This window comes from Tepidiforma sp. (genome assembly GCF_034432735.1).
Classification (GTDB): Bacteria; Chloroflexota; Dehalococcoidia; order Tepidiformales; family Tepidiformaceae; genus Tepidiforma.
The window spans coordinates 37,024-44,421 of the sequence record NZ_DAOUBJ010000116.1; the positions used below are offsets into that span (position 1 = coordinate 37,024).

A 7,398-nucleotide genomic window follows, 5' to 3' on the forward strand; every position below is an offset into this window, starting at 1 on the left:
TCAAACCCCCAAGCCCCGCTGCGCCGCCCACGTCCGCAACGCCGCCACCGTACTATCGAACGCCAACTCCTCCCACGGGATCTCCCCCGGCGCGAACCACCGCACCTCGCTCGTCTCGTGCCCCGGCGCACCCTCCCCCAGCGCCCGCCCCTCGTACACAATCACCACAATGCCCGGACCAGTCCGCGTAAAAACACCCACCAACCGCAGATCAGCCACCGCCAACTGAGCCTCCTCCATCGTCTCCCGGGCCGCCGCCTCCTCCGCCGTCTCCCCCAAATCCATGAACCCCCCAGGGAACACCCAAGCCCCCGCCCGCGGCTCGATCGTCCGCCGCACCAACAACAGCCGACCGTCCTCCCGCACCGGAATCACCCCCGCCACCGGCCGCGGATTCACATAGTGCACGAACCCACAATCCAGACAGACCAGCCGCCGCTTCGTATCCCCCTCCGGCACCGCCGTCGTCAACCGCTGACCACAGTGCATACAAAACCGGCTCGCCGCGTGCGGATGGCTACTCATGGACCCATACTCGCCGGCGCCTGCTGCAACCCCAACGACTCCGGGCCCTCGATCCACTCCTCCCCGTCCTCCCACACCTCCTTCTTCCAAACCGGCACCCGCCGCTTCACCTCGTTCACCACCCAAAGCCCCGCCTCGTACGACTCCCGCCGATGGCCACAACTCACCGCCACCACCAGGCTCGTCTCACCGACCTCCAGCCGCCCCGTCCGATGCAAAATCGCACAACCCTCCAGCCCGAACCGCGCCTTCGCCTCCTCCGCAATCGCCAACATCTCCCGCTCCGCCATCGACGGGTACGCATCGTAGACCAAATACGAAACCGCCCGGCCCAAATTCGAATTCCGCACCACCCCAAGAAACACATTCACCGCCCCCGCAGCCGGCGAAGCCACCGCCCGCGCCGCCTCGTCCGCCGAAAGCGGAGCATCCGTCACACGAATCAACATCTCAACCTCCCGATACCGGCGGAATCAGCGCCAACGTACTCCCCGCCGCCACCGGAGCATCCTCCCGCGCATAAACCTCGTCCAGCGCATACATCAGCGTCGGCACCGCCGGCGCCAGCTGCGGATACCGCGCCACCACCCGGTCGCGAACGTCGCGCACCCGCTCCCCCCCGCTCACCGGCACCTCCAGCCGGCGCGTCCCAGCGCGCTCCGCCAACGACGCGAACAGCAAAACCGTCACCGTCCCCACACATCCATTGTAGCCCGCCCATTCCCACCGATTGCTACCATCCCCCCGTGCACCCTGCTGCCATCCTCCGCCGCGCCGTCGACCTCATATTTCCCCTGCGCTGCGCCGGCTGCGGCGCCTTCGACACCCCGCTCTGCGCCCACTGCGAAGCCTCCCTCACCCCAGCCGTCGGCCCCGGGCGCTGCGCAAACTGCACCGCCCGCTGGAGTGGACCCGAATTCTGCCCCCGCTGCTACAACTGGAACGAACTCGCCGGCGCTCGCGCCCTCTACGAACACGAAGGCGCTGCCCGCGCCCTCGTCCACCGCCTCAAATACCAGCGCTACCGAGCCCTCGCCCCACTCCTCGCCCAGCGGCTCGCGCCCGCCGCCGCCAACCTCCCGGTCGATGGCTGGGTCGCCGTCCCCCTTCACCCATCGCGCCAACGCCACCGAGGCTTCAACCAGGCCGAGCTGCTCCTCCGCCTCGCCGCCCTCCCTCCCGCCCCCGTCACACTCCACCGCACCCGCAACACCGGTAGCCAAATCGGCCGCACCGCCGCCCAGCGCGCAGCCAGCCTCGCCGGTGCCTTCACCGTCCAAGGCCCGCCCCTCGAAAACCTCTCCATCGGCATCCTCGACGACGTCATCACCTCCGGCGCCACCATCCGCGAGTGCGCCCGCGTCCTCCTCCACCACGGCGCCCGCGAAGTCTGGGCCCTCGCCGTCACCCGCGCCAGCCTCGAGCTCACCAGCCAGAACACCGTAGGCCCACCACCCCCATCCACACCTACCACCCCTTAACCCTCCCGATCCCTACAATACGGGCACCTTCCTGCCCCGGAGGACCCATTGCCCCCTGGCGCCTCCGCCCTCTCGCCCGCCGCAACCCTCGCCGCCGACACCCTCGCCCGCGTCCGCGCCGAAGTCCACCGCATCATCGTCGGACAAGAACGCCTCATCGACCGCCTCCTCATCGGCCTCCTCTGCAACAGCCACATCCTCGTCGAAGGCGTCCCCGGCCTCGCCAAATCCCTCACCGTCTCCACCCTCGCCCGCGCGCTCGACCTCCACGCCGTCCGCATCCAATTCACCCCCGACCTCCTCCCAGCCGACCTCATCGGAACCGAAATCTTCAACGCCCGCGACGGCACCTTCTCCATCCGCCGCGGCCCCATCTTCGCCAACTTCGTCCTCGCCGACGAAATCAACCGCGCCCCCGCCAAAGTCCAGTCCGCCCTCCTCGAAGCCATGCAAGAACGCCAAGTCAGCATCGGCGGTCAGACCTTCCCGCTCGAAGACCCCTTCCTCGTCATCGCCACCCAAAACCCCATCGAACAAGAAGGCACCTACCCCCTCCCCGAAGCCCAGCTCGACCGCTTCCTCCTCAAAATTCGCGTCGATTACCCCTCCCGCGCCGAAGAGCGCCAAGTCCTCGAAATGAGCCTCGCCCCCCAACCACCCCGCATCGGCGTCGTCGCCTCGCGACAAGCTATCCTCGATGCCCGGGCAGCCGTCCACGAAGTCACCCTCGACGAAACCATCCGCGATTACATCACCCAGCTCGTCGCCGCCACCCGCAACCCCGCCTCCTACCGCCTCCCCGACCTCCAGCCCCTCATCGCCTTCGGCGCCTCACCCCGCGCCTCCATCGCCATCGCCCTCGCCGCTCGCGCCCATGCCTTCCTCGCCGGCCGCAGCTACACCACCCCCGACGACATCAAAGCCGTCGCCCACGAAGCCCTCCGCCACCGCATCATCCTCACCTACGAAGCCGAGGCCCGCGAACTCACCACCGACAACCTCATCGATCGCATCCTCGAAGGCGTCGACGTCCCCTAGCCCAAACCACGGGAGCCGCCCATGCGCCTCCGTTTCCCCCACCATCGCCGCCTGCCCCCCGCCCAGACCCCCACCGATGAACTCACCCCCGAGCTCCTCGCCCGCGTCCGCGCCATCGAACTCCGCGCCCGCCGCCTCGTCAACACCCTCTTCCTCGGCGAATACCACGCCGTCTTCCGGGCCCGCGGCATCGAATTCGACGAACTCCGCCCCTACGTCCCCGGCGACGACGTCCGCACCCTCGACTGGAACGCCTACGCCCGCACCGGCGAACCATTCATCCGCCGTTACCGCGAAGACCGCGACCTCACCGTCCTCTTCCTCATCGACGTCTCCGCCTCCCAATTCGCCGGCGCCGCCGAACAGCCCAAAGCCGCCCTCGCCGCCGAAATCGCCGCCGTGCTCGCCCTCGCCGCCATCCGCAACCACGACCGCGTCGGCCTCCTCCTCTTCTCCGGCAAACCCCAACGCTACGTTCGCCCCGCCGGCGGCCCGACTCACGTCCTCCGCGTCATCCGCGAAATCCTCCGCGCCCGCCCCGCCACCCCAGGGACCGACCTCGCCGCCGCACTCCAATACCTCGTCGGCGTCCAGCGACGCCGCGCTACCGTCTTCCTCCTCTCCGACTTCCTCGCCCCGATCGACCCAGCCCGCCTCCGCGCCGCCGCCAACCGTCACGACGTCATCGCCATCACCATCCGCGACCCCGTCGACGAAGCCCTCCCCAACGCCGGCATCGTCACCGTCGCCGATGCCGAAACCGGTGCCGCCTACCAAATCGACACCTCCAGCCCCGCCATCCGCGACGCCTACGCCCGCCGCATCCACACCCTCGATGCCGCGCGCCGAGCCCTCTTCGGCGAACTCCGCATCGACGAAATCCGCGCCCTCACCGGCAAAGACTACGTCCCCGCCCTCCTCCGCTTCTTCCGCCGCCGGGGAGCCGCCGCATGAAGCGCCTCGCCCTCGGTGCCCTCCTCCTCGCCCTTGTCGGCACACCCGCCAGCGGCCAAGAGCCAGACCGCATCGAAACCACCCTCCAGCCCACCACCGCCCGCATCGGCGACCACCTCCAGCTCACCATCCGGCTCACCCTCCCGCCTGGTCAGACCCCCGAACTCGCCCCCGGCACCCCCGGCTGGGGCGCCGTCGAACTCGTCAGCCTCGAACCGCCCCGCCAGGCCGGGCAAGAGTGGCTTCTCCGAGCCACCGTCGCCCCCTTCGCCCTTGGACAACGCACCTTCACCCCCACCATCGCTATCGTCAGCGGCTCCGACGTCCATACCCTCGATCCGCCGCCCATCACCATCACCGTGCTCCCCACCCTCCTGCCCGATGCCCCCCTCGAACTGAGCCCCCTCCCCCCGCCGGCTGCCATCCAGGGCGCCGGCTCCCCCTTCCTGCGGCCCGCCCTCGCCTCCGGAGCCGCCCTCCTCGCCCTCCTGCTCACCGCTGTCATCATCCTCGCCATCCGCCGCCGCTCGCCGCAGCCCCCCGCGCCCGTCCCGATGCCGCTCCCCCCGGCCGAGCCCGCCCTTCCCGGCCTTCTCCTCGCAGAATCGACCATCGATACCGACCCCGTCGCGGCCTACCGCGCCCTCGCCGCCGCCGTCCGTGCCGAGCTCGCCCAACGCTTCGGCATCCCCGCCACCGCCCTCACCGCCACCGAGCTGCGCGCACGCCTCGAAGCCATCGGCGCCGATCGTTGGGTCGCACGCCTCGCAGGGGGCCTCCTCGAAGAGTGCGACGCCGTCGTCTACGCCGGCTATCGCCCCGCACCCGAGCGCCGCCGCGCCGACCTCGCCATGGCCTACGAATTGGTAGGCGAACCATGATCGACCAGCTCGAGTTCGCCACCCCCGCTGCCCTTCTGCTCGCGCTCCTCGCGCTCCCCCTCGCCCTCGCCGCCCAGCGCCGCCCCCCCGCCCTGCCGCTCCCCACCGCAGCCGCCCTCGCCGCCGCCCGCCCCACCATCCGCCTCCGCCTCGCGCGGCTCCTCCCCCTCTTCCGCATCGTCGCCGTCGTCCTCCTCGCCGTCGCCATCGCCGGCCCGCGCCGCGGCGATGCCCGGACCCTCCTCCCCGGCGAAGGCGTCGATATCGTCCTCGCCCTCGACCTCTCCAGCTCCATGCTGCAACGCTTCGGCGATTCCACCCGCCTCGCCGTCACCAAAGACGTCGTCCGCCAATTCATCCAGTCCCGCCAGAACGACCGCGTCGGCCTCGTCGTCTTCCAGCAAGACGCCCTCCCCCTTTCACCCCCGACCACCGACTACACCGCCCTCGACCGGATGGTCGCCGACCTCGAATCCGGCCTCCTCCCCGACGGCACCGGCATCGGCGTCGGACTCGCCGCCGCCCTCACCATGCTCCAGGAATCCACCGCCGCCTCGCGCGTCGTCATCCTCCTCACCGACGGCGAACACAACGCCCCCTCCATCCGCCCAGAAGCCGCCGCCGACCTCGCCGCCGCGCTCAACATCCGCGTGTACACCATCGGCGTCGTCAGCGAGCCCACCCTCCCCGGCACCCGCGAAATCGACGAACGCCTCCTCCAGGCCATCGCCCAAGAAACCGACGGCCGATACTTCGTCGCCAGCGACCCGTCCCAGCTCTCCGCCGTCTACGAAGAAATCGGAGCCCTCGAACGCTCCCGCATCGCCCGCGAAACGTTCGACGCCTACAAAGAGTACGCACCCTGGTTCGCTGCCACCGCAGCCGGCCTCCTCGCCCTCCAACTCCTCCTCGCCGGAACCATCCTCCGGAGGCTCCCCGCATGAGCGACATCTCGTTCGCCCATCCCTGGCTCCTCCCCTTCCTCGTCCTCCCCGCCGCCGCCTTCCTCGCCTGGACGATCGGCCGAGTCCGGGGCCGCCACGCCGCCCGGCGCCTCAGTCGCCGCATCCCACCGGGGCCCTCCGTCGCCGCCGCCTTCTGCTACACCCTCGCCGCTGCCCTCGCCATCGTCGCTGCCGCCCAGCCTCGCTGGGGCACCCGCGTCTCACAGGTTCCCCGCACCGGCGCCGACCTCGTCATCGTCATGGACATCTCCCGCAGCATGGATGTCCCCGATGTCCCACCCTCCCGACTCGCCGCAGCCAAAAACGCCGCCATCTCCTCGCTCCAGCGCCTCGCCGGCGACCGCGTGGGACTCGTCATCTTCGCCGGCAGCGCACGCATCCGCTTCCCCCTCACCACCGACACCGCAGCTGCCGCCCGCGTCATCGCCGGCCTCGAAACCGGGGTCGTCCTCGTCGAAGGCGGCACCGACGTCGCCCGCGGCCTCCAACTCGCCCTCGACCTCCTCACCGACGACACAGCTGCCGGCCGCCTCGTCCTCCTCCTCACCGATGGCGAAAACCTCGGCGGCGACGTCGCCAGCGTCGCCGAACGCTACCGGCAGTCCAGCGTCGAACTCCTCGTCGCCGGCGTCGGCACCCCCGAAGGTGGCACCGTCCCCGCCATCGACCCCATCACCGGCCGCGTCTCCCCACGGCTCGGTGCCGACGGTCGCCCCATCCTCTCTCGCCTCGACGAACCCTACCTCCGCGCACTCGCCGCCGCATCCGGCGGCCGCTACCTCGGCACCGACCTCGCCCTCGTCCCGGGCGTCGTCGAAGGCCGCGTCCGCGCCCTCGAGCGCGCCCGCCTCGACGAACGGACCACCACCCTTCCCATCGAACGATACCCCCTCTTCGCCACCGCCGCCCTCGCCGCCCTCGTCGCCGGCGCCGCCTGGGAACGCCTCCGCCCGCGGGGCCACCCAGCCCTCGTGGCCGCTGCCCTCGCCCTCCTCCTCGTCGGCTGCGCATCCCCTGCCTACCAAGCGAACGAACGCGGCCGCCAAGCCCTCGCCCGCGGCGACACCGCCGCCGCCATCGACGCATTCCTCCAGGCCCAGGTCCAACGGCCACAAGACCCAATCATCACCCTCAACCTCGCCGCGGCCTACCACGCCGCCGGCCGCTACGAAGAAGCCATCCGCGCAGCCCGCCGCGCCCTCGAATCCAACGACCCCGCCATCCGGGCGCGCGCCTTCGCCAGCATCGGCCACCACCAGTTCGAAGCTGGGCGCCTCCCCGAAGCCCTCTCCGCCTTCCGCGACGCACTCATCATCGACCCCACCGACGATGCCTCCCGCCACGACTTCGAAGTCATCCTCAGGCTCCTCGAACCCACCGAAACACCAGCACCCTCGCCAACCCCATCCCCGACCCCCAGCCCGGGCACCGGCAGCCCCCAACCAGCCCCCGGCCAGACCCCCTCGCCCGGCGCCACACCCGGCCCCGGCCAAGGCACCCCCCAGCCCGGCCAGAGCGGCCAGACCCCCGCACCGAGCCCCGCGCCCGGCACCG

9 protein-coding genes are annotated in these 7,398 nt (G+C 70.9%); 6 read left to right on the forward strand and 3 right to left on the reverse strand.

Annotated features, from left to right (window positions below):
- From VAE53_RS10700 to VAE53_RS10710, 3 genes are read right to left on the reverse strand one after another with little or no spacing between them, the layout of a single operon-like run.
- The gene (locus tag VAE53_RS10700) at positions 1-525 is read right to left on the reverse strand and encodes an NUDIX hydrolase (RefSeq protein ID WP_322819369.1); all 525 of its coding nucleotides are present in this window, start codon (positions 523-525) and stop codon (positions 1-3) included.
- Positions 522-974: a molybdenum cofactor biosynthesis protein MoaE gene (locus VAE53_RS10705; RefSeq protein ID WP_322819370.1), complete on the reverse strand. Its 453-nt coding sequence runs from the start codon at positions 972-974 to the stop codon at positions 522-524. The genes VAE53_RS10700 and VAE53_RS10705 overlap by 4 nt, the downstream gene beginning before the upstream one ends.
- A 1-nt stretch (position 975) precedes the next feature.
- Positions 976-1,224: a MoaD/ThiS family protein gene (locus VAE53_RS10710; protein WP_322819371.1), complete on the reverse strand. Its 249-nt coding sequence runs from the start codon at positions 1,222-1,224 to the stop codon at positions 976-978.
- 47 nt (positions 1,225-1,271) lie between these two features.
- Here VAE53_RS10710 and VAE53_RS10715 point away from each other — a divergent pair, with 47 nt between their 5' ends.
- The 6 genes from VAE53_RS10715 to VAE53_RS10740 form a co-directional block, all read left to right on the forward strand.
- Complete coding sequence (locus VAE53_RS10715; RefSeq protein ID WP_322819372.1) at positions 1,272-2,006, forward strand: ComF family protein; 735 nt, start codon at positions 1,272-1,274, stop codon at positions 2,004-2,006.
- Positions 2,007-2,054: 48 nt separating this feature from the next.
- The gene (locus VAE53_RS10720) at positions 2,055-3,044 is read left to right on the forward strand and encodes an AAA family ATPase (RefSeq protein WP_322819373.1); all 990 of its coding nucleotides are present in this window, start codon (positions 2,055-2,057) and stop codon (positions 3,042-3,044) included.
- Positions 3,045-3,065: 21 nt separating this feature from the next.
- Complete coding sequence (locus VAE53_RS10725; RefSeq protein WP_322819374.1) at positions 3,066-3,998, forward strand: DUF58 domain-containing protein; 933 nt, start codon at positions 3,066-3,068, stop codon at positions 3,996-3,998.
- Positions 3,995-4,879, forward strand: coding sequence for a hypothetical protein (locus tag VAE53_RS10730; protein WP_322819375.1), 885 nt, complete (start codon positions 3,995-3,997; stop codon positions 4,877-4,879). Before VAE53_RS10725 ends, VAE53_RS10730 begins: the two co-directional genes overlap by 4 nt.
- Positions 4,876-5,823, forward strand: a complete 948-nt coding sequence (locus VAE53_RS10735; protein ID WP_322819376.1) for a VWA domain-containing protein — start codon at positions 4,876-4,878, stop codon at positions 5,821-5,823. Before VAE53_RS10730 ends, VAE53_RS10735 begins: the two co-directional genes overlap by 4 nt.
- A partial coding sequence (locus tag VAE53_RS10740) for a VWA domain-containing protein (protein WP_322819377.1) occupies positions 5,820-7,398 on the forward strand: 1,579 nt, incomplete at its 3' end. The genes VAE53_RS10735 and VAE53_RS10740, both read left to right, overlap by 4 nt.